Source organism: Streptomyces chrestomyceticus JCM 4735 (genome assembly GCF_003865135.1).
Lineage (GTDB): Bacteria > Actinomycetota > Actinomycetes > Streptomycetales > Streptomycetaceae > Streptomyces > Streptomyces chrestomyceticus.
In genome coordinates, this window is the sequence record NZ_BHZC01000001.1 from 1,854,288 (window position 1) to 1,873,526 (window position 19,239).

Genomic DNA, 19,239 nt, shown 5'->3' on the forward strand with positions numbered 1-19,239 from the left:
CGGCCCGTCCGCCGGCTACTTCAGCCAGCCGATCGCCTTCGGGTCCTCGTCGCCGAGGCCGGGGCCCCGTGGTTCACCAGGCCCTTGCGGACCGCGATGATCTGCGGGCGCTGGTAGAGCGGGATGGAGTGGCCCAGCTTCCAGATCCGGGCGTCGGCCTGGTTGTAGAGCGTGCGCTGGCGCGCCACGTCGGTGGTACGGGTCGCCTCCAGCAGGAGGCGGTCCACCTCCGGGGAGGAGACCCGGCCGTAGTTGGTGAAGGCGTTGTCGCCGCGCGGCATCCGGTAGTCGGCGTACGAGCTGGCCCGGAAGACCCGGTCGACCTGGCGGAACTGGGTCAGGTCGTAGTTGCCGCGGTGGACGTACTTGTCGAAGTAGTCGCTGCCCGGCACCCTCCGCAGCCGTACGCCGACGCCGATCTCGCCGAGCATCCGCTGCACCAGCTTGGCCTGGTCGGTCTGGAGGGCGAGGGCGTCGCCGGGCATGACGTACTCCAGGGTCAGCGGCCTGCCGTCCTTGGTGCGCGGCTCGCCGGCGCCGTTGTCCCGCCAGCCCGCCGCGTCCAGCAGCTTCCTGGCGCGGGCCACGTCGCGCTTGCCGAAGCCGCCGGTGTTGTCCTGGTAGCCCGCCTGGTCGGGCATGAAGAAGTGGTTGTCCAGCGCCCGGGGCTGGAACGGCAGGTCCTTGCCCGCGACCTTGGCGAGCGCGGCACGGTCCACGCCGAGCGTGACGGCCTGGCGCACCGCGACGTCGGCGAGCGGGCCGCGGCCGCCGTTGAGGCTGAGGGTGACCTGGTCCCAGCGGGCGCCGACCCGGATGTCGGCACCGCGGTCGTTCTTCAGCCGCTGGTACTTCTCGGGGTCCACGGCGCTGGTGTCGTCGATCTCCTTGTTGAGGTACGCGTCGAGGGTGGAGGTGCCGTCCAGCGCCCAGTAGATGATCTTGTCGAGCCTGGGCTTCCGGCCCCACCAGGCCGGGTCGGGGACGAGCGTCACGGTCTGCGCGGTCCGGTCGAACGCGCCGACCTTCCAGGCGTTGCCGGTCACCGGGATGCGGCCCACCCAGCCCTTCTCGAAGCTCTCCGGGGTGGCGTTCAGGGAGGCCGGCAGCAGCGGGTCGAACAGGGACTGCCAGTCGGCGTACGGCGTACTGAAGGTGACCCGTACCTCGTGGTCGTCGGCGCCCCGCTCCACCGTGCCGATCTGCTCGTAGCCGCTGTTGGTGGCGGCCCGGTAGCGGTCGTCGGAGCCGTTCAGCGCCTTCCACTGGGCCTCGAAGTCCCGCCATCCCAGCGGCTTGCCGTCGGACCACTTCGCCTGGGGGTTGAGCCGGTAGGACACGACCTGCGGGCTCGTCGAGACGACCTTCGCCGAGGCGAGGAAGTCCGGGTCGGGCCGGGGCTCGCCCTTCGCGTCGAGGCTGAAGAGGCTGGGCTCCACCATGCTGGTGATCGCGGAGGCGTCGCCCTGGGTGCCGTCGATCTGGTGGGGGTTGGACTGGGTGATCCACTGCTGGACGGAGACCCGCATGGTGCCGCCCTGCTTGAGGTCGGAGACGGGGTGCGGGGCCAGGCCCTGCGCCCCCGCCTGCGGCGCCGCGCCGGCGTGCGCGCCGTCCACCGGGCCGCCGGGCCCGCCACAGGCGGTGACCGCCGCCACGGCCAAGACGGTCGTCACTGCCAGGGCGACTGCCCTGCGGGCCCGGTTCATGCGCGGTTCCTCTCACTGGTTCGCGGGCGCCGCGAGCGCGGCCCCCGGAGCACCGTATGGCGGCCGGGAACCTCTCAAAGGCCCTGCTCAGCGCATTTATTGAAGCTGCAATGACAGGTTCACGCCGCCGCATCACCCGGCGGAATACGTGGGATAGCGTCACTGGCCGCACCACCCTGAAAGGGATGTCCGCCCGTGTTCGCCCACCTCTCCAAACGCCTCGGCTATTACGCGCTGTTGCTGGTGCTGGCCGTCGTCGTCTCCTATGCGCTGACCTCGCTCGCGCTGTCGCCCCGCGGCTACTTCGAGGGGCGGCAGCCACCGCCACCGCCCGGCGCCGTCGAGGCCCAGCTCACCGCGCTGGGCATCAACGACCAGACACCACTGCCGGAACGGTTCTTCGCCTGGCTGGGCCATGCCCTGCACGGCGACCTCGGCCGGACGATCGACTCCGGCGCCGTCACCGAGGAGTTCGGACGCCGCATCGGCGTCAGCCTGCGGCTGCTGCTGGCCGGCACCCTGCTGGGCACCGTCGCGGGCGTGCTGCTGGGGGCGTGGAGCGCGGTCCGGCAGTACCGCTTCTCCGACCGGGCCGTCACCCTCTTCGCCTTCCTGCTGCTGTCCACGCCCACCTTCCTGCTCGCCGTGCTCCTCAAGACCGGTGCCATCGCGGTGAACCAGGCGGCGGGCGGCGAGATCATTGCCTTCACCGGCGAGCACACGCCGGGACTGACGGGCGGATTCGGCACGCTGCTCGGTGACCGCCTGGTCCACCTCCTGCTGCCGACCCTCGCCATCGCGCTCGGTACGGCCGCGTCCTACAGCCGCTACCAGCGCGGCACGATGCTCGACGTCCTCGGCTCGGACTTCCTGCGCACCGCCCGCGCCAAGGGCCTGCGCAAGCGCAGCGCGGTGCTCCGGCACGGGCTGCGGACCGCCCTGGTGCCGATGTCCACCTTCTTCGCCTACGGGTTCCTCGCCCTGTTCACCGGCGCCGCCTTCACCGAGAAGGTCTTCGGCCGGCACGGCATGGGCTCATGGTTCATCGACGCCGTGGGCAAGGGCGACGTCAACTCGGTCGTGGCGGTCAATGTGTTCGCGGCCGTGATGGTGCTGCTGTCCGGGTTCCTGGCCGACGTGCTGCACGCCGCGCTCGACCCGCGCGTACGGACGAGCTGAGGAGAACCGGACCATGCTTCGCGTCGCCCTGCGCCGCTTCGTACGGAACGCCAACGCCGTGACCGGCGCGGCCGTTCTGCTCTTCCTGTTCCTGCTCGCCTTCGCCGGCCCGTACCTCGGCCACTGGTCGCACACGGACGTCGACTACAGCGCGCTGCGCCAGCCGCCCTCCGCCGAGCACTGGTTCGGCACCAACAGCATCGGCCAGGACGTGTACGCGCAGGTGTTGCGCGGGCTCCAGAAGTCGCTGCTGATCGGGCTGCTGGTCGCCCTGTTCGCGACGGTGCTGGCGGCCGTGGCCGGCGCGTGCGCCGGGTACTTCGGCGGCTGGGCGGACCGGCTGACGACCCTCTTCACCGACCTCCTCCTGGTCTTCCCGGCCTTCCTCCTCATCGCGATCGTCTCCCCGCGCCTGCGGGGAGCGCACTGGATCGCCTTCGTGGGGCTGCTGGCGGCCTTCGGATGGATGCTCACCGCGCGCGTCGTACGGTCGATGACGCTCTCCCTCAAGGAACGGGACTTCGTCCGCGCGGCCCGCCTGATGGGCGTCCACCCGCTGCGCATCGTCTTCCGCCACATCCTCCCCAACGTCGCCTCCTTCCTCATCGTCGACGCCACGATCGCGGTCGGCGGCGCGGTGATGAGCGAAACGGGCCTGTCCTACTTCGGCTTCGGCGTCCAGCCGCCGGACGTGTCCCTGGGCACCCTCATCGCGGACGGAACGGGCGCGGCGGTCACCTATCCCTGGCTGTTCTTCTTCGCGGCCGGTCTGCTGGTGGTCTTCGTCCTGGCCGTCAACTTCCTCGGGGACGGGCTGCGCGACGCCCTGGACCCCACCTCGGACGCCAGGCCGCGCCGCGCCCGGCGTACGAAGCGCCGCCGCCCCGCCGAGAAGCCCGCGTCCGCGCCCCTCTCGCCCCCGCACCACAAGGAATCCGCTCATGATCTCGTCGCCGACTGACCTGCCGAAGGCGACCGGCGCGCCTGCCGCCCTGGACATCCGCGGGCTGGACGTCGAGTTCCCCGGCCCACGAGGCCCCCGTCACGCGGTGCGCGGCGTGGACCTCACACTGCGGCGCGGTGAAGTCCTCGGCCTCGTCGGGGAGTCGGGCTCCGGCAAGTCCACCGTGGCGCTCGCCGCGATGGGGCTGCTGCCCGGGTCCACACGGGTCGCCGGGTCGGTGCGGCTGGACGGGACCGAGCTGGTCGGCGCCGGTGACGCGGCGCTCTCCCGGCTGCGCGGGCGCCGTATCGGCATGGTCTTCCAGGACCCGCTGTCCGCCCTCACCCCGGTCCACCGCGTCGGCGACCAGATCGCCGAGGCGCTCCGGACCCACCAGGACCTCTCCCGGGAGAAGGCCGCGCGCCGCGCCGTGGAACTCCTCGACCTGGTCGGCATCCCCGATCCCCGGGCACGAGCCGCCGCGTATCCGCACCAGTTCTCCGGCGGCATGCGGCAGCGCGCGCTCATCGCCATGGCCATCGCCAACGACCCCGAGGTGATCCTCGCCGACGAGCCCACCACCGCGCTGGACGTCACCGTGCAGGCCCAGGTGCTGGACGTGCTGCGCACCGCCCAGCGGGAGACCGGCGCGGCCCTGCTGCTCGTCAGCCACGACCTGGGCGTGATCGCGGGGATGGCCGACCGGGTGGCCGTCATGTACGCGGGCCGGGTGGTGGAGAGCGCACCCGCGCAGGAGCTGTTCGACGCGCCCCGTATGCCGTACACCGCGGGTCTGTTGGCCGCCGTACCGAGCATCGAGGCGGTGCCGGGCCGCACCCGCCTCGTCCCGGTCCCGGGTACGCCGCCGGACGCGGACGGCCTGCCCTCCGGATGCGCCTTCGCGCCGCGCTGCCCGCTCGCCGACGACGCGTGCCGTACGGCCGAGCCTGCCCTGCTGGCCGTAGGCGCGGGCTCCGACCACACCGTGGCGTGCTTCAAGGAACCGCACCGCGCAGAGCGAGCGCTGCCTGCGGCCGAGACGTACGAGCCACCGGCGGCCGAGGGCCGCGACCACCTGCCGCACGTCCTACGGGTGCGGGGCCTGACCAAGACGTTCCCCGTGCGCGGTGGCACGGTGTTCCGGCGCCGGACCGGCAGTGTGTACGCGGTGGACGGCGTCGACCTCGACATCCGGAGCGGCGAAACCCTCGGCCTGGTAGGCGAGTCCGGCTCCGGAAAAACCACCACGCTGCTGGAGATCCTGTCCGGCACCGCGCCCGAAGGCGGGCACGTGGAGTTGCTCGGCCAGGACGTCCGCACCCTGGACCGCGCGGGGCGCCGGGGCCTGCGCGGCGCCGTCCAGATCGTCTTCCAGGACCCGATGTCCAGCCTGGACCCCCGGATGCCGGTCGGCGAGCTGGTCGCGGAGCCGCTGCGCGCGCAGCGGGTGGCGAAGGACACGATCGCGGCGCGGGTACCGGAGGTGCTGGAGCTGGTGGGGCTCTCGGCCGGGGACGCGGAGCGCTACCCGCACCAGTTCTCCGGCGGCCAGCGGCAGCGCATCGGCATCGCCCGCGCCCTCGCCGTACGGCCCCGGCTGCTGGTCCTGGACGAGCCGGTGTCGGCCCTCGACGTGTCGGTACAGGCCGGAGTGCTCAACCTGCTGGCCGACCTCCGCGACGAGCTGGGGCTGTCGTACCTTTTCGTCTCGCACGACCTGTCCGTCGTACGCCACGTCGCCGACCGGGTGAGCGTGATGTACCTGGGCCGTACGGTCGAACACGGCCCGGCGGGCTCGGTGTTCGGCGCACCCCGGCACCCGTACACCCGGGCCCTGCTGTCGGCCGTACCGGTCCCCGACCCGGCTCGCGAGCGCGCCCGTGAGCGCGTCTTGCTGCCCGGGGACCCGCCGAGCCCGGCCGAGCGCGTCACCGGCTGCGGCTTCCGCGGCCGGTGTCCCCTGTTCGCCACGCTCGGCCCGGACCAGCAGGCCCGCTGCGAGACGCAAGCCCCCAGCCTCACCGCGCACGGGCCGGGGCACACCTCGGCCTGTCACTTCGCCGTCTGATCCGTACCCGGACCAGGCGCACCAGGGCGGACGCCCGCTCCACAAGAGCCGCGCCCGCCCCTCCCTCTCCACCACCCACGGAATCCCTGGAACGAGAACGATGAAACGCACCCTGCCCCGCCGCACCGCCCTCGTGGCCGCCGCCCTGCTGGCCCTCACCCTCTCGGGCTGCGGCCCGTCCGGTTCCGGCGGAGACACCGTCCGTGTCGGGGTCAGCGGTGACTCCACCGACTGGGACGTGCTCGCCGAGGAGGCGGCGAAGCAGGGGCTGAAGGTCGAGGTGGTGCCGTTCGACGACTACTCGCTGCCCAACAAGGCGCTGGCCGCCGGGGACATCGACCTCAACGCGTTCCAGCACCTGGTGTTCCTGGCCCAGTCCAACACCGAGAACGGCACCGACATCACGCCGCTCGCCGCCACCGACGTCGTCCCGCTCGGCCTCTACTCCCAGCGGGCGAAGAAGCTCGCCGACCTGCCGGACGGCGCGCGGATCGCCCACCCCAACGACCCGGCCAACGAGGGCCGCGCGCTGCGGCTGCTGGCGAAGGCCGGGCTGATCACACTGAAGCCCGGCACCGGCCTGTACGCCACCGCCGACGACATCGCCGGCAACCCCCGGCATCTGAAGCTCACCCCGGTCAACGCCCAGCAGACGCCCCGGCTGCTCAAGGACGTGGACGCCTCCGTCATCAACGACGGCGTGGCCACACTGGCGGGCGTCAAGGCGGACACCGCGCTGTTCAAGGACGACCCGCGCGGGGCGGACGTACGGCCGTACGTCAATGTCATCGCCTCGCGTGCGAAGGACCAGGACAACCCGGACTTCGCGAAGATCGTGAAGCTGTACGCGAGCAAGCCGGTCCAGGACGAGGCGCGCCGGACGTCCAACGGCACGGCCGTCCACATCGACCTGTCCCGGGCCGAGCTGACACGGGAGCTGGACCGGGTCACCCGCCAGCTCAAGGGCTGAGGCCGGCATGGACACGCAGACGATGATCCGGCTGACCGGCCTGACCAAGGAGTTCGCGGGCGGCGTGCGCGCCGTCGACGAGGTCGGGCTGACGGTCGCGCGCGGCACCGTACAGGGCATCGTCGGGCACAGCGGCGCCGGCAAGTCCACCCTGCTGCGGATGGTCAACCTGCTGGAGACCCCGACGGCAGGCACCGTCACCGTGGGCGGACGGCAGCTCACCGGCCTCCCGGAGCGGCAGTTGCGCGCTGCCCGGCGTGACATCGGCATGGTCTTCCAGCAGTTCAACCTGTTCCGATCGCGTACGGTCCTGGGCAATGTCGCCTACCCGCTGCGACAGGCCGGGGCCGCACGCGCGCGGGCCCGCGCCGAGGCCGAGCAGGCGCTGGCCTTCGTCGGGCTCGCCGACCAGGCCCGCCGCTATCCCGAGCAGCTCTCCGGCGGCCAGCGGCAGCGCGTCGGCATCGCACGCGCCCTGGCCACTTCGCCCCAGGTGCTGCTGTGCGACGAGGCCACGTCCGCGCTGGACCCGCAGACCACGCACGAGATCCTCGCGCTGCTCAAGCGGGTCACCACGGAACTGGGCGTCACCATCGTCCTGATCACCCATGAGATGGAGGTGGTCCGGGCGGTGTGCGACCAGGTCGCCGTGATGGACGGCGGGCGGATCGTGGAACGCGGCGCGGTGGCCGAGGTCTTCGCCCGGCCGCAGCACCCCACCACCCGCGCCTTCGTCCGCTCCGCCGTGCACGCCTCGCCCGTGCTGGACCTGCTGCCGCGGGTGCTGCGCAAGCACGGGGTCGCGGACTCGGTCGTGGCGACCGTCCTCGCGGAGGTGGGCGCCTGATGCACCAGGACTGGAACCTGCTCTGGCCCAAGATCGCTGAGGCGACCGGCCAGACCGTGTACATGGTGCTGGCCACCCTCGTGCTGTCCGCCGTCCTCGGCCTGGCCCTCGGCCTGCTGCTGTACGCCACCCGCAAGGGCGGCCTGCTGCACAACCGCGTCGTGTACGCCGTACTGAGCGTGCTGGTCAACGTCGTACGCCCGGTGCCGGCGCTGATCGCCATCGTGGTGCTCTCCCCGGTGACCCGGGAACTGATCGGTACGGCGGTGGGCACCGACGCCGTCATCCTGCCGATGACGGTGATCGCCACCTTCGGCGTGGCCCGGATCGTGGAGAGCAACCTGCTCGCCGTGGAACCCGGCGTCGTCGAGGCGGCCCGCGCGATGGGCACCGGGCCGGTGCGCATCCTGGTGACGGTGCTGGTCCCCGAGGCGCTCGGGCCGCTGATCCTCGGCCTGACGTTCATGCTCGTGGCGCTGATCGACTTCTCGGTCATCGCGGGCACGGTGGGCGGCGGAGGCGTCGGCAACCTCGCCGTCACCCACGGCTATCTGCGCTTCGACACCCGGGTGATGGTGGTGACCGTGCTCATCCTGATCGCGCTGGTGCAGGCGGCGCAGTTGCTGGGCAATGTGCTGTCCCGCAAGGTGCTGCGCCGCTGAGGGCGGGCTGCCGGGGGCTGGGCCGGCAGGGCCTATCGCTGCTGCTGCGCCCCCGGCAGCAGCGTCCCCGGCTCCGGCGCGTTGACGTCCACCGCGTCCGTCTTCAGGCTCCTGCGCTGCCGCTTGGCGACCCGGTAGGCGCACCACGACAGCAGCATGCACATGCCGATGTAGATCGGCGAGATGATCAGGACGACCGGGATGAACGGCAGGTCGTAGTCGAGGTTGGAGGCGATCAGCTTGCCGGCGTGCAGGAACTCCTCGTAGGTGATCAGGAAGCCGAGCGAGGTGTCCTTCAGGGCGACGACCAACTGGCTGATGATCGTGGGCAGCATGGCCCGGACCGCCTGCGGCACCAGGACGTACGTCATGACCTGCGTCTTGCGCATGCCCAGCGCGTACGCGGCCTCCCGCTGCCCCCGGTCGACGGAGTGCACCCCGGCCCGGAACACCTCGGCCAGCACCGAGCCGTTGTACAGCGTCAGCCCCGCGATCAGCGCGTACAGCGGCTCCGCCTTCAGCGCCACGTACACGAAGAAGATCATGACCAGCACGGGCATCGCCCGGAAGAACTCGACCAGCAGCGTGCTCACCCACCGGACCGGCGCATGGTCGGAGAGCCGTCCCGCGGCGAGCACCGCGCCCAGCGCGAGCGACAGCACGGCGGCGCACGCGAACGCCTTGAGCGTGTTGCCCAGCCCTTCGAGCAGCAGCTTCTGGATGCCCACGTACGCGAACGGCGTCCACTTGCGGGCGCTGAACTGGCCGGTGTCGATCAGCAGGTACACGGCCCAGGCGAGGACGGCGAGGATCACCACCGTCGCCGCCACCCCGTACAGCAGGTGCCGGCGCTTGGTGCGCGGTCCGGGGACGTCGTAGAGGGCGGTGGTGGCGGTCATCGGGGAACCCCCCAGCGCTTTTCCAGCACGTTGAACAGCGCGCTGATGGTCAGGGTCACGATCAGATAGCCGACGGCGATCCAGACGAAGGTCCAGATGATGCTGTAGCCCAGCTCGTTGAGCGTCTTGTAGGTGCCGAGGAGTTCGACGACGCTGAAGGAGCCGGCGATCGCGGAGTTCTTCGCGAGCGCGATGAGCGTGGAGCCGACGGGCGGGATCACGGTACGGAACGCCTGCGGCAGCACCACGTCGCCCAGGGTCTGCGAGAAGGTCATGCCGAGGCTGCGGGCGGCCTCCCCCTGCCCGACCGGGACGGTGTTGATGCCGGAGCGCACCGCCTCGCAGATGAAGGCTGAGGTGTAGCAGCCCAGCGCGAGGATCGCGAAGACCTTGAAGGGCAGCACGACACCGAAGCGCGGCAGGCCGAGCAGCACCGCGAAGAACAGCAGCGTCAACGGGGTGTTGCGCAGCACCATCACCCACACGGTGCCGAACACCCGCAGCGAACCGACCGGCGCCACCCGGAAGGCCGCCATCAGCACGCCGACGACCAGCGCGAGCAGCGAGGCGAAGACGGTCAGTTCGACGGTGCCGAGCAGCCCCTCCCCGTAGAGGGAGAAGTTGTCCGTGAGCACGTTCATGGGCGGTCCTCGTCCTCAGCTCGCCGGGTAGCGGTCGATGGCGGGCGGCTGCGGAGCGGGGACGCCGGACAGGCCCAGCGTCGCGTCGTACGCCTTCTTCCAGTCGCCGTTCTTCTCGTGGGCGGCGAGCGCGTCGTCCAGCGCGAGGCGCAGCGCGGTGTCCCCGCGCGGCACGCCGATGCCGTACGGCTCCTCGGAGAACGGCTTGCCCGCCAGCTTCAGCTCGTCGGGCACCTTGGCGGCGTAGCCCATGAGGATCGCGTCGTCGGTCGTGACGGCGTCGACCTGATAGGTGAGCAGGTTGTCCACACACACCGAGTACGTGTCGTAGGCGACCAGGTCGGCCCGGGGATAGTCGGCCTTGATGCGCTGGTACGGCGTGGAACCGGCCGCCGAGCAGACCTTCCTGCCCGCCAGGTCCCGCGGCCCGTCGATGCCCTTCTGGTCCTTGCGCACCAGCAGACCCTGGCCCGCCATGTAGTACGGGCCGGCGAAGCCCACCTGCTGCTTGCGCTTGGCGTTGATGGTGTAGGTGCCGACGTAGTAGTCGATCTGGCCGTTCTGCAGGGCGGTCTCGCGGTTGGCGGAGGCGATGGTGCGGAACTCGACCGTCTTCGGGTCGAAGCCGAGGGAGGCGGACATCATCTTCGCGATCTCGACGTCGAAGCCGGTGTACGTCCCGGAGGCCGGGTCGCGCTCGCCCATGTACGGCTGGTCCTCCTTGGCCCCGACGACCAGCCGGCCGCGGCTCTTGGCCTTGCGCCAGGTCGCGGAGGCGGGCAGCTCGAAGCCTTCGGCGGTCGCGTAGCGGGGCAGTTCGCTGCCCTTGGGGCCCTTGACCGGCGGACTGCCGGACCGGCCGCAGCCGGCGGCCAGCAGGACGGCCGCGGTCAGTGCGAGCGCCACGAGGGCGGTGCGGGTCTGGTGCATGGCGGCGCCCCCGGTCAGTGCTTGAGGATCTTGGACAGGAAGTCCTTGGCGCGGTCGCTCTCCGGCGCGGTGAAGAACTCCTCCGGCGTACGGTCCTCGACGATCCGGCCGTCGGCCATGAAGACCACCCGATGGGCGGCGGAGCGCGCGAAACCCATCTCATGGGTGACGACGACCATCGTCATGCCCTCCTGCGCCAACTGCTGCATGACCTCCAGCACCTCATTGATCATCTCCGGGTCGAGGGCGGAGGTCGGCTCGTCGAAGAGCAGCGCCTGCGGCTCCATGGCCAGCGCGCGGGCGATCGCCACGCGCTGCTGCTGGCCGCCGGAAAGCTGCGCCGGGTACTTGTCGGCGTGCGCGGCCAGGCCCACCCGGTCCAGGAGTTGGCGGGCCCGCCGCTCGGCCTCCTCCTTCTTGCGCTTGCGGACCTTGACCGGCGCGAGCATCACGTTGGCCAGCACGCTCTTGTGCGCGAACAGGTTGAAGGACTGGAAGACCATGCCGACTTCGGCGCGCAGTCCGGCCAGCTCCCGCCCCTCCTCGGGGAGCGGGTGGCCGTCCAGGGTGATGGTGCCGGACTCGACCGGTTCGAGGCGGTTGATGGTGCGGCACAGGGTGGACTTGCCGGACCCGGAGGGCCCGATGACGACCACCACCTCGCCGCGGCCGACGGTGAGGTCGATGTCCTGGAGGACATGCAGTTTTCCGTAGTGCTTGTTGACCCCGCGCAGCTCGATCAGCGCATCACCGGCCATGTGCAGCCCGCTCACTCTCATCCGTACAGCCAGGACACCGCAAGACCCCGCAAACTACCCGCCCGGAAGCAGCCCACTCCCCCCTGACACGCTCGAATACCGCAATAACCCCTGATTACCGGAAAAGTAACCACTCCCGCCCGGCGTCGCACAGCCGGCCGGACCGCGTCGCGCCGCCGGCCCGTCCGCCTCCGCGGGCGGCTGCCCGACGCCTCTCCCCTAGGTACACAGTGCCCGCCTGCGTACCTAGCCTGTGGGGCATGGGTGACAACCGACCCGTCTTCCAGCGCATCGCCGACGACCTCCGCCGCCAGATCGACGACGGGGTCCTGCCCGTCGGCGCGCGGATTCCGTCCCGGTCCGAGCTCAAGCGGGCGTACGAGGCCAGTGACCAGACCGTGGACCGCGCGGTCCGCGTGCTGAAGGCCGCCGGCTACGCGGAAGGCCAGTTCGGGCGCGGGGTGTTCGTCGCCGACCGGGCGCCGATCGGGACGCTGCTGCGCTCCACGGGCGCCGTGGACTCCCCGTTCGCCGCCCGGATCGCCCTGGAGGGGTCACCCGAGGGCACGCCGCTGACCTGGGAGGTGTCCTCGACGACGGACGCCGCGTGCGACCGGGTCGCGCGGCGGCTGTGCATCGTGCCGGGCACCGGCGTCGTCCGGTCGGTGTACGAATACCTGGCCAACCGGCAGCCCGTGCAACTCGCCACGAGCTGGGAGCCGCTCGCCATCACCGAGGGCACGGACGTCGTCTTCCCGGAATGCGGGCCCTATGCCCGGCGCGGGGTACGGGGGCGCATGGCCGCCATCGGGATCCGGGTGGTGCGCGCCGAGGAGCGCGTGGGCTCCCGTCCTGCTTCCAGTGGCGAGGCGGAGGCGCTGGGCTGCTCCCCCGGGCAGTGCGTGACCGCCGTCGAACGCACCCACTACGACGCGGACGGGCGGGCCGTCGAGACCTCCGACATCGTCGTACGGGCCGACCGGTGGCGCCTCGCGTACGACATCGGTTTCGTCTGACCGGGCCGCCGCCCCCGCACGCGGCGGTCAGCTCTCGGCGGCCTCCGCGTAGAGCTGGCACAGTTCGGGCGCGCCGTTGGCCGCCCAGTCCCGGCCCGCCGTCACCACGTCCACCTCCCGGCCGGAGGCCAGCCGTACCACCGGCTCACCACCGGGCCACACCTTCCAGGCCGCGCCCGGCACCGTCCGTACCAGCACCGTGCCGAGGTAGCAGCCCGCGTCGTTACCGAGCCAGGTCACCACCTCGGGGTCGTCGCGCCACGCGGGACGCAGTTGGTCCAGCGCCTCCAACGAGTGCACCGAGTCGTCCAGTTCCACGCCCTCGGTCTGGGCCTGGGCACGCAGCAGCTCGCACTCCGCCAGGAGCATCGCCGCACCTTCGGGGTCGTCCACGACAGCAGGGCCCGCTTCCGGCCGCTTGCGCCACTTGTCCAGGAAAGACAGGTTCATGGGCGTAGCGTCCCACCCGGGCCGGGACGGTGGCCACAGGCGCGCGGCAGGCCGGTGGCCGGATCGCCGGCCCGGCGACCGGTTCCGGCCGGTCCCGTGCTCGTCACCGGTACCCGCGGAAGGAATGCCCGTATGCGCGTACGACTGTGGGGCGGGGCGCTCGCCCCGGTCTTCTCCCTCGCCCTGAGCACCACGGCCGCCCCGCTCCAACGCCCCGCCGAGCCGGTGCCGTTGGAGCATCTCTTCAACAACAGAGCCATCAGCGAGCCGTCCGCCCCCACCTCGGCGGACTTCGACGGCGCGGGCCGTTCCCTGTCCGCGCGGGACCTCGCCGCGGCGGGCTGGACGCCGGGACGGGTGCTGACCCTCGACGCGGCCCGGCTGCGGTGGCCGCGCACCGCCGCGGGCCGCCCGGACAACGTACGGGCCGACGGCCAGACGGTACGGCTGCGCGGGCGTGGCGACGCGCTGTCGCTGCTGGTGGCCGCGACCGGCGGTACGGCGACCGGAAGCGGCACGGTTCACTACCGGGACGGGTCGCGGAGCACGTACCGGCTGAGCGCCCCGGACTGGCGTACGGGCCCGTCGGCCACCAAGGCGGTGACGCTGCCGCACATCAACACGCCCGACGGCCAACGGGTCGAGCGCGCACGGCTGTACGCGGTGAGCGTGCCGGTGGCGCGCGGGCGCGAAGTGGCCGCCGTCGTACTGCCCCGGGACCCGGGCCCTGCCGCGGACCTGCACGTGTTCGCGATGACGGTACGCGACAACGGCGCCGGTTGGACGGGCAGTTGGGGGGCGAGCACGGGCGGGTACGCGAAGGCCGGACCGTGGAGCGGCCGGACGCTGCGACTGGTCGTGCGCAGCGGCGCGGGCGGGCCGCGGGTACGGGTCCGGCTGGCGAACACCTTCGCGGCGGCGCCGGTGACCTTCGGGGCGGCGAGCGTGGCCGTACAGGGCGCGGACGGCGGCGCGGGAGCCGCCGGCGCCCCCGTACCGCTGACGTTCGGCGGGCAGCGCGGCGTACGGGTCCCGGCCGGCGCCGAGACGTACAGCGATCCGCTGCCCTTCGCTGTGCCCGCGGGCCGCAACCTGCTGATCAGCCTCTACCTTCCGGACACGGTGACTGCGGCGCCGACGCACGGCCGGTCCGAGCAGATCTCGTACGTGAGCGCGCCGGGCAGCGGCGACCGTACGGGTGACCGCGGCGCCGCGGCGTACCCCGGCACGCTGACCGGCTGGCCGTTCCTGACCGGGGTGGAGGTCGCGGGCGGTCCGGGCACGGTCGTGGCGCTCGGGGACTCCATCACCGACGGCCAGGGCTCGACGGCGGGCGCCAACCGGCGCTGGCCGGACGTGCTGGCCCGCCGCTTCCGTACCCAGCACGCGCTCCCGCGCTACGGCGTGCTCAACAGCGGCATCGGGGGGAACCGGGTCGTCACCGACCGCTATCCGGGTGACGGCGTGAGCAGCGACGTCAGCGGGGTCAGCGCGCAGCACCGGCTGGAACGGGACGTGCTGGCGCGCCCCTCGGTCCGTACGGTCGTGCTCTTCGAGGGCATCAACGACGTACGCGCCGGCACTCCGGCGCACGAAGTCGTGGCGGGCCTGCGGGCCCTCGCCCGGCGCGCGCACGAGCGCGGGCTGCGGGTGGTGGCCGCGACCGTCGCGCCGTGCGAGGGCTTCCCGGACTGCACGGCGGCGGTCGAGACCCGGCGCACCGCCGTGAACGCCGCCCTCCGGACACGCGGCACGGACTTCGACGCCGTACTGGACTTCGACGCGGTGCTCCGCGACCCGCGGCATCCTCAGCGGCTGCTGCCCGCGTACGACAGCGGCGACCACCTGCACCCCGGCGACGCGGGCCTGCTGGCGCTCGGGGAGTCGGTGGACCTGCGGGCGCTCGTACCCGCCAGGCCGTGACCCGCCCCGGACACCCGGATACCCAGGCACCCACCCCCGTGTCCTTGCCTCTATGCCCGGCTCACACCTCCAGATCCACCACCACCGGCGCGTGGTCCGACGCCCCCTTGCCCTTCCGCTCCTCACGGTCGACATAGGCGTCCGAGACGGCCTTGGCGAACGGCTCGTTGCCGTACACCAGATCGATCCGCATGCCCTTGTTCTTCGGGAAGCAGAGCTGGCGGTAGTCCCAGTAGGTGAACGGCTTGTCGTACTTCAGGGGGCGCGGCACCACGTCCGACAGGCCCGCCTCCCGCAGCGCGGCCAGGGCGGCGCGCTCCGCGGGCGTCACATGCGTCATGCCCTCGAAGACGGTGGTGTCCCAGACGTCGTCGTCGGTCGGCGCGACGTTGAAGTCGCCGAGGACCGCGAAGGGCCGGGGGCCCGCCGCGTCCTCGGCGACCGCCGCCTTCAGGGCTTCGAACCACTGGAGCTTGTACGCGAAGTGCGCATGGTCGATCTCGCGGCCGTTGGGCACGTACACCGACCAGACGCGGGCCGGGCCGCAGGTCGCGGAGACGGCGCGGGGCTCCTGGACCCCCTCGTAGTCCGGACCGCCGGTCAGCCCGGTGGTGACGTCTTCCAGGCCCACCTTCGACAGCAGGGCGACACCGTTCCACCGGCCGGTGGCGTTGACCGCGGCCTCGTAGCCCAGCTCGCGCAACTGGTCGTACGGGAACTGCTCGGCCGAGCACTTGGTCTCCTGGACGCACAGCACGTCCGTGCCGGTGTTCTCCAGCCAGGCCAGCAGCCTCGGGAGGCGGGCGGTGATCGAATTGACGTTCCAGGTCGCGATGCGCATGTCCGTAAACCTACAGCGGGGGTCCGACAGTCAGTTCAAACCGGTGTGCTCACCGGGGGTGAGGCGGCCGTGATCGGTACCGCCGAGCTTGTCGATCAGGCCGTCGTACACGGGGCGGGCGTGGTCCTGCAGCAAGCTGTCGTGCACGTCGATGGCGCGGCGCGGCCGGACCTCGCGGACGTAGTCGATCACCTCGGCGACCTTGTTCCACGGCGCGTGCACGGGCAGCAGCAGCGTGTCCACCGTACGGCCCTGCGGGACGGTGAGCGCGTCACCCGGGTGGAAGACGGTCGCGCCGTCGTCCTCGGTGGTGATGAGGTAGCCGACATTCGTCACCCGAGGAATGTCCGGGTGGATGACGGCGTGCAACTGCCCGTGCACCTCGATGTCGAAACCGGCGGCGGTGAACGCGTCCCCCTCACCGACCGTGTGCACCCGCCCCGGGAACGCCGCGGAGACCTGCTCGGCCACACTGGCCAGGGTCCAGATCTCGGCCCCCCGGTTGGCCTCCATGCCCGCGCGCAGCCGCTCCTCGTCGAAGTGGTCCATGTGCTCGTGGGTGATCAGGATGGCGTCGGCGCCGACCGCCGCGTCCCGCTCGCTGAAGACACCCGGGTCGATGACGAGCACCTGCCCGTCCTTCTCCAGCCGGACACAGGCGTGAGTCTTCTTCGTGAGTTCCATGCCCCCATCTTGCCGCGCGGGTGTCCGGCGGGCCCTCGGGGTACGCCCCCGCCGCCACTTCACCCCTCCGGCGTCGTCTCCTCCCGGATGACGCGCTGCGCCACGGCGAAAGCGGCATTGGCCGCCGGCACCCCGCAGTACACCGCGGTGTGCAGCAGGACTTCCTTGATCTCCGTGGGGGTGAGCCCGTTGCGCAGCGCGGCGCGGGTGTGCAGCGCCAGTTCGTCCTGGTGGCCGCGGGCGACCAGCGCGGTGAGCGTGATGATGCTGCGGGTCCGCCGGTCCAGCCCGCCGCGTGTCCACATCTCACCCCACGCGTACCGGGTGATGAACTCCTGGAAGTCCCCGGTGAAGTCGTCCGTGTCGGCCTCCACCCGGTCCACGTGCGCATCACCGAGCACCTCACGGCGGACCTTGACGCCCTGCTCGTACACCCCGCCCCGGACCGCCTCCGGCTGGGCGAGCCCGGACTCGATGGCCGCGGGCGCCATCGGCGGGGGCGGCGCCGCCGGCCCGAGCACCGGCTTGGGCGCGGCCGCCCCGATCGCCGTCTGTGGGGTGGCGGCACCCGGCTTGTCGTGCCACGCGGCCGTGAAGTGCCGGATGAGCAGTTCGGTGACGGCGGCGGGCTGCTCGACGGGCGCCAGGTGGGACGTACCGGGAACCAGCGCGAGACTCGCGTCCGGGATGCCCGCCACCAGGGTGCGGGCGTCGGTGGTCGGGGTGACCTGGTCCTCGGAACCGGCGACGACGAGGGTGGGCACCCCGATCCGCTGGAGCGAGGAACGCACGTCGAAGGAGGCCATCGCCTCACAGGCCGCGATGTAGCAGCCCGGGTCCGTGGTGCGCACCATCTGCACGGCCCACTCCACGATGGCGGGCTGCGCCCCCGCGAACCCGGGCGTGAACCAGCGCTCGGGCGAGGTACGGGCGATCGGGTCCAGCCCGTTCGTACGGATCACCACCCCGCGCTGCCGCCACGAGTCGGGAGTGCCGTAGCGCGGCGACGAGGAGATCAGCGCGAGCGAGGTGACCCGCTGCGGCCGGGTGAGCGCCAACTGCGCACCGATCGCCCCGCCGATGGAACACCCCGCATACCCGAACCGCTCCACCCCGAGCACATCGAGCGTCGCCACCAGCCGGTCGGCCAGCTCGGCGACGGAGGCCGCCGGATACGCTGGCGACCCACCGTGCCCGGGCAGATCGAACCGGACGACCCGCCAGTGCCGGGTCAGCTCGGGTATCTGCCGATCCCACATGTGCCAGGTCGTACCGAGCGACGCACCCAAAACCAGACAAGGTGCGTCTTCCGGCCCGTCGGAGCGGAATTGCAGGGTCTTCACCGTCGTCTCACTCACCCGCTCACGCTCCCACATGTCGTGATGGGGCCCATAGCGGGGGCCTGGCGGCAGCTTTTGACCGGGCGCGACCTCCAACCTCCATAGCCTCGGCCGTCCTACGGTCATCCTCTGGAAGAGCCGCCTCGGAGGTCTGTGATCCACTCCTGCTGCCAGCCGAGGTCGGTGAGGAGTCCGCTACGGCCTGCTTGGCTGCCGGGTCCTCGCCGGAGAGGAAGGCGGTGGGCGGCTGGGTGAGGGCGGCGGGTGCGGTCATGACCGTGTAGAGCATCGTGTTGAGCGTCTTGACGACGCGTGTGCCGGGGAGGGCTTCTTGGAGGTGCTCCGCGAGGCTTGAGCCGGGGTGGAGCAGGCCGGCGGGCAGTCCGTCCGGTCCGTCGGCGGTGGCGTTGGAGACGTGTACGAGGATTTTGCCGCGCAGTTCCTCGCGCAGCGCGGTGAGCCGCTGCAGCGATCCGGCGCCGGGGGTGGCGTTGCTGACGATCTGCGCTGTGCGGGCGGCGCCGGTGGCAGAGCCTGGTGAGCGGTCCGCCACGGTCACCGCGTGTCCGGCCCCGGTCAGGGCTCGGGCGAGGCTGCCGCCGACGCGGCCGTTTCCGAGCACCGCGATCATGGTCATGGTGATGTGGTCCTTCCGGTGTTCGTGGGTCTCGCGTGGGGTCAGCGGGAGAGTGTGGTGACGGCTGCGGTGTGCACGCCGGGCGCGGCGGCCAGGAAGCTTTTGCTCTGCGGGGTCCAGGGACGGCCCTCGGTGTCGGATATCCGTCCGCCGGCCTCGGCGACGAGCAGTGCTCCGGGAAGCAGGTCCGTGCGGGCCCCGGCGAACTGCCGGAAGGCGTCGGTCCGGCCGGCGGCCACGTCGAGCAGGTGCAGGGTGGCGGGCACGGAGGTCCGCACGACGAGCGCGTCGAGGAGCATCGCGGTGACCGAGGAGCCGATGCGCCGCACGGTCTTCTCGTCCTCGTCCGGCCTGGCCCGGCTCGTGGCCACGAGGCTCAGGCCGAGGTCCGCGGCCTGGGACACGTGCAGCGGGCGGCCGTCGAGCCGGGCGCCGGCACCGGCGAGCGCGGTGCAGGTCTGCCCGGTCAACGGCAGGTGGACCGCGGTGAGCACCGGCTGGTTGTCGCGTACGAGCGTGACGGTCACCGCCCACTCCGGCAGGGCGTGCAGGTGGTTGACGTTGCCCTCGGCCGGAACCAGTCCGGCAGGCACCCGGCCCGCGTGCGTCGTCGACGGGGAAAAACCCGCGGACAGGGAACACACGCTGCTCGGCGGCATCAGGGGCCGCCGGTGTGCGGGCCATGACCCAACCTGGACGCCGACCGGTGCCCCCGCACGTCAGCCGCCCTCCCATTCGTCCA

General features: G+C 72.0%; 17 protein-coding genes and 2 pseudogenes. 8 read left to right on the forward strand and 11 right to left on the reverse strand.

The features are described 5' to 3' along the window. Positions 1 to 20 precede the first annotated feature (20 nt). Positions 21 to 1,709, reverse strand: coding sequence for an ABC transporter family substrate-binding protein (locus EJG53_RS07580; protein WP_244955030.1), 1,689 nt, complete (start codon positions 1,707 to 1,709; stop codon positions 21 to 23). A gap of 195 nt (positions 1,710 to 1,904) precedes the next feature. Between EJG53_RS07580 and EJG53_RS07585 the strand changes: the two genes are divergently transcribed. The 6 genes from EJG53_RS07585 (at position 1,905) to EJG53_RS07610 (ending at position 8,378) form a co-directional block, all read left to right on the forward strand. Then, positions 1,905 to 2,888, forward strand: a complete 984-nt coding sequence (locus EJG53_RS07585) for an ABC transporter permease (RefSeq protein WP_125044201.1) — start codon at positions 1,905 to 1,907, stop codon at positions 2,886 to 2,888. Between the two features lie 13 nt (positions 2,889 to 2,901). Then, positions 2,902 to 3,849, forward strand: a complete 948-nt coding sequence (locus EJG53_RS07590; RefSeq protein ID WP_125044202.1) for an ABC transporter permease — start codon at positions 2,902 to 2,904, stop codon at positions 3,847 to 3,849. Then, positions 3,830 to 5,899: an ABC transporter ATP-binding protein gene (locus EJG53_RS07595; RefSeq protein ID WP_125044203.1), complete on the forward strand. Its 2,070-nt coding sequence runs from the start codon at positions 3,830 to 3,832 to the stop codon at positions 5,897 to 5,899. Before EJG53_RS07590 ends, EJG53_RS07595 begins: the two co-directional genes overlap by 20 nt. A gap of 100 nt (positions 5,900 to 5,999) precedes the next feature. Continuing rightward, positions 6,000 to 6,869, forward strand: coding sequence for a MetQ/NlpA family ABC transporter substrate-binding protein (locus EJG53_RS07600; RefSeq protein ID WP_125044204.1), 870 nt, complete (start codon positions 6,000 to 6,002; stop codon positions 6,867 to 6,869). 7 nt (positions 6,870 to 6,876) lie between these two features. Beyond that, on the forward strand, positions 6,877 to 7,716 hold the full coding sequence (locus EJG53_RS07605) for a methionine ABC transporter ATP-binding protein (protein ID WP_125044205.1): 840 nt from the start codon (positions 6,877 to 6,879) through the stop codon (positions 7,714 to 7,716). Further along, entirely contained in the window at positions 7,716 to 8,378 is a 663-nt protein-coding gene (locus EJG53_RS07610; protein ID WP_125044206.1) for a methionine ABC transporter permease, read from the forward strand. The genes EJG53_RS07605 and EJG53_RS07610 overlap by 1 nt, the downstream gene beginning before the upstream one ends. A 32-nt stretch (positions 8,379 to 8,410) precedes the next feature. Here EJG53_RS07610 and EJG53_RS07615 read toward each other — a convergent pair whose 3' ends face one another. The 4 genes from EJG53_RS07615 to EJG53_RS07630 are packed head-to-tail and all read right to left on the reverse strand — an operon-like array spanning position 8,411 to position 11,606. Then, positions 8,411 to 9,277, reverse strand: a complete 867-nt coding sequence (locus EJG53_RS07615; protein WP_125044207.1) for an amino acid ABC transporter permease — start codon at positions 9,275 to 9,277, stop codon at positions 8,411 to 8,413. Next, positions 9,274 to 9,918 carry an amino acid ABC transporter permease gene (locus EJG53_RS07620; protein ID WP_125044208.1) on the reverse strand — a complete coding sequence of 215 codons (645 nt, stop codon included), beginning with the start codon at positions 9,916 to 9,918 and terminating at the stop codon, positions 9,274 to 9,276. Before EJG53_RS07620 ends, EJG53_RS07615 begins: the two co-directional genes overlap by 4 nt. Before the next feature lie 15 nt (positions 9,919 to 9,933). After that, positions 9,934 to 10,848: a glutamate ABC transporter substrate-binding protein gene (locus EJG53_RS07625; protein WP_125044209.1), complete on the reverse strand. Its 915-nt coding sequence runs from the start codon at positions 10,846 to 10,848 to the stop codon at positions 9,934 to 9,936. Positions 10,849 to 10,862: 14 nt separating this feature from the next. Further along, complete coding sequence (locus EJG53_RS07630) at positions 10,863 to 11,606, reverse strand: amino acid ABC transporter ATP-binding protein (RefSeq protein WP_031009648.1); 744 nt, start codon at positions 11,604 to 11,606, stop codon at positions 10,863 to 10,865. A gap of 260 nt (positions 11,607 to 11,866) precedes the next feature. Between EJG53_RS07630 and EJG53_RS07635 the strand changes: the two genes are divergently transcribed. Beyond that, the gene (locus EJG53_RS07635) at positions 11,867 to 12,622 is read left to right on the forward strand and encodes a GntR family transcriptional regulator (protein WP_031009651.1); all 756 of its coding nucleotides are present in this window, start codon (positions 11,867 to 11,869) and stop codon (positions 12,620 to 12,622) included. A gap of 27 nt (positions 12,623 to 12,649) precedes the next feature. On the opposite strand, the gene EJG53_RS07640 is transcribed toward EJG53_RS07635, so the two are convergent. After that, positions 12,650 to 13,072: a DUF6278 family protein gene (locus EJG53_RS07640; protein ID WP_125044210.1), complete on the reverse strand. Its 423-nt coding sequence runs from the start codon at positions 13,070 to 13,072 to the stop codon at positions 12,650 to 12,652. A gap of 132 nt (positions 13,073 to 13,204) precedes the next feature. Here EJG53_RS07640 and EJG53_RS07645 point away from each other — a divergent pair, with 132 nt between their 5' ends. After that, positions 13,205 to 14,995, forward strand: a complete 1,791-nt coding sequence (locus EJG53_RS07645) for an SGNH/GDSL hydrolase family protein (RefSeq protein WP_125044211.1) — start codon at positions 13,205 to 13,207, stop codon at positions 14,993 to 14,995. A 61-nt stretch (positions 14,996 to 15,056) separates the two neighbouring features. Here the strand turns inward: EJG53_RS07645 and EJG53_RS07650 are convergent, their stop codons facing one another. From EJG53_RS07650 to EJG53_RS07670, 5 genes and pseudogenes are all read right to left on the reverse strand, one after another. After that, the gene (locus tag EJG53_RS07650; protein WP_125044212.1) at positions 15,057 to 15,836 is read right to left on the reverse strand and encodes an exodeoxyribonuclease III; all 780 of its coding nucleotides are present in this window, start codon (positions 15,834 to 15,836) and stop codon (positions 15,057 to 15,059) included. 30 nt (positions 15,837 to 15,866) lie between these two features. Further along, positions 15,867 to 16,520 carry an MBL fold metallo-hydrolase gene (locus EJG53_RS07655; protein ID WP_125044213.1) on the reverse strand — a complete coding sequence of 218 codons (654 nt, stop codon included), beginning with the start codon at positions 16,518 to 16,520 and terminating at the stop codon, positions 15,867 to 15,869. 59 nt (positions 16,521 to 16,579) lie between these two features. Then, on the reverse strand, positions 16,580 to 17,896 hold the full coding sequence (gene pcaDC, locus EJG53_RS07660; protein ID WP_125044214.1) for a bifunctional 3-oxoadipate enol-lactonase/4-carboxymuconolactone decarboxylase PcaDC: 1,317 nt from the start codon (positions 17,894 to 17,896) through the stop codon (positions 16,580 to 16,582). Between the two features lie 104 nt (positions 17,897 to 18,000). After that, a pseudogene (locus EJG53_RS07665) lies at positions 18,001 to 18,497 on the reverse strand (NADPH-dependent F420 reductase); the annotation flags it as partial. Between the two features lie 41 nt (positions 18,498 to 18,538). Beyond that, positions 18,539 to 19,075: pseudogene (locus tag EJG53_RS07670) on the reverse strand (inositol monophosphatase family protein); the annotation flags it as partial. Positions 19,076 to 19,239 lie beyond the last annotated feature (164 nt).

Excerpts from the sequence above, each read along its gene's own strand:
- EJG53_RS07580 (WP_244955030.1), bottom strand. The coding sequence starts at position 1,709 with ATGAACCGGGCCCGCAGGGCAGTCGCCCTGGCAGTGACGACCGTCTTG.
- EJG53_RS07590 (WP_125044202.1), top strand. The coding sequence starts at position 2,902 with ATGCTTCGCGTCGCCCTGCGCCGCTTCGTACGGAACGCCAACGCCGTG.
- EJG53_RS07595 (WP_125044203.1), top strand. The coding sequence starts at position 3,830 with ATGATCTCGTCGCCGACTGACCTGCCGAAGGCGACCGGCGCGCCTGCC.
- EJG53_RS07600 (WP_125044204.1), top strand. The coding sequence starts at position 6,000 with ATGAAACGCACCCTGCCCCGCCGCACCGCCCTCGTGGCCGCCGCCCTG.
- EJG53_RS07605 (WP_125044205.1), top strand. The coding sequence starts at position 6,877 with ATGGACACGCAGACGATGATCCGGCTGACCGGCCTGACCAAGGAGTTC.
- EJG53_RS07610 (WP_125044206.1), top strand. The coding sequence starts at position 7,716 with ATGCACCAGGACTGGAACCTGCTCTGGCCCAAGATCGCTGAGGCGACC.
- EJG53_RS07615 (WP_125044207.1), bottom strand. The coding sequence starts at position 9,277 with ATGACCGCCACCACCGCCCTCTACGACGTCCCCGGACCGCGCACCAAG.
- EJG53_RS07620 (WP_125044208.1), bottom strand. The coding sequence starts at position 9,918 with ATGAACGTGCTCACGGACAACTTCTCCCTCTACGGGGAGGGGCTGCTC.
- EJG53_RS07625 (WP_125044209.1), bottom strand. The coding sequence starts at position 10,848 with ATGCACCAGACCCGCACCGCCCTCGTGGCGCTCGCACTGACCGCGGCC.
- EJG53_RS07630 (WP_031009648.1), bottom strand. The coding sequence starts at position 11,606 with ATGGCCGGTGATGCGCTGATCGAGCTGCGCGGGGTCAACAAGCACTAC.
- EJG53_RS07635 (WP_031009651.1), top strand. The coding sequence starts at position 11,867 with ATGGGTGACAACCGACCCGTCTTCCAGCGCATCGCCGACGACCTCCGC.
- EJG53_RS07640 (WP_125044210.1), bottom strand. The coding sequence starts at position 13,072 with ATGAACCTGTCTTTCCTGGACAAGTGGCGCAAGCGGCCGGAAGCGGGC.
- EJG53_RS07645 (WP_125044211.1), top strand. The coding sequence starts at position 13,205 with ATGCGCGTACGACTGTGGGGCGGGGCGCTCGCCCCGGTCTTCTCCCTC.
- EJG53_RS07650 (WP_125044212.1), bottom strand. The coding sequence starts at position 15,836 with ATGCGCATCGCGACCTGGAACGTCAATTCGATCACCGCCCGCCTCCCG.
- EJG53_RS07655 (WP_125044213.1), bottom strand. The coding sequence starts at position 16,520 with ATGGAACTCACGAAGAAGACTCACGCCTGTGTCCGGCTGGAGAAGGAC.
- pcaDC (WP_125044214.1), bottom strand. The coding sequence starts at position 17,896 with ATGTGGGAGCGTGAGCGGGTGAGTGAGACGACGGTGAAGACCCTGCAA.